This window comes from Streptomyces sp. NPDC005784, assembly GCF_042871525.1.
Classification (GTDB): Bacteria; Actinomycetota; Actinomycetes; order Streptomycetales; family Streptomycetaceae; genus Streptomyces.
The window spans coordinates 1-867 of record NZ_JBIAIQ010000042.1 but is presented as its reverse complement, the minus strand read 5'-3'; the positions used below and the strand labels follow the sequence as shown (position 1 = coordinate 867).

The window sequence follows — 867 nt, the reverse complement described above, 5'->3', positions numbered from 1 at the left end:
CGTCGCGACGGAAGCCGCCACCACCGCTGCCGCTGCCACCGCGGTTGTCGTCGCGGCGGAAGCCGCCACCTCCGGTGCTGCTGCCACCACGGTCGTCACGACGGAACCCGCCACCACTACCGCCACCACGGTTGTCATCGCGACGGAAGCCGCCACCACCGCTGCCGCTGCCACCGCGGTTGTCGTCGCGGCGGAAGCCGCCACCTCCGGTGCTGCTGCCACCACGGTCGTCGCGACGGAACCCGCCACCACTGCCACCACCGCGGTTGTCATCGCGACGGAAACCACCCCGGTCGTCATCACGACGCGGGCTGCTGGGTCGATCGTCACGGTTGAAGGCAGGACGGTCCCCGTCACGGCGCGGACCGGACGCGCGGTCGTCGCGGCGCGGGCCACTCGGACGGTCGTCGCGGCGGAACGGCGGCCGGCTGCCCCGATCACCCTCGCGACGGTCGTCACGGCCGCCGGCGCCGCCGCGGCTGTCGTCGCGGCGGAAACCACCGCGGTCACCGCCTCGGTTGTCGTCACGCCGACCGGAGCCGCCGCGGTCGTTGTCTCGGCGCGGGCCCCCGCGGTTGTCACCGCGGTCACCACTGTCACGACGGCGCTGGTCGCGCTCCGGTCGCTCGTCGGGAGAGTTGGTGGACATGGTGACTCCTGTCATCGGTACCGCAAGTCATTCTCGCGCAGCCGGGTACTCGGCGCGCTTCGGAAAAAACAAAAAAGGACCCCTGGTTCCAGCGAGTCGCTGGGACCAGGGGTCCTCCAAAGATTGTTCGGCGGCGTCCTACTCTCCCACAGGGTCCCCCCTGCAGTACCATCGGCGCTGTGAGGCTTAGCTTCCGGGTTCGGAATGTAACCGGGCGT

At 70.7% G+C, this 867-nt stretch carries 1 protein-coding gene and 1 rRNA gene; both read right to left on the bottom strand.

Annotation, left to right across the window (positions count from 1 at the left end; all coding sequences use genetic code 11):
* Positions 1–594: hypothetical protein (locus ACFYR3_RS38350; protein ID WP_389286671.1), on the bottom strand; the 594-nt coding region annotated here is incomplete at its 3' end.
* Positions 595–774: 180 nt separating this feature from the next.
* Positions 775–867, bottom strand: a 5S ribosomal RNA gene (gene rrf, locus ACFYR3_RS38345); the annotation flags it as partial.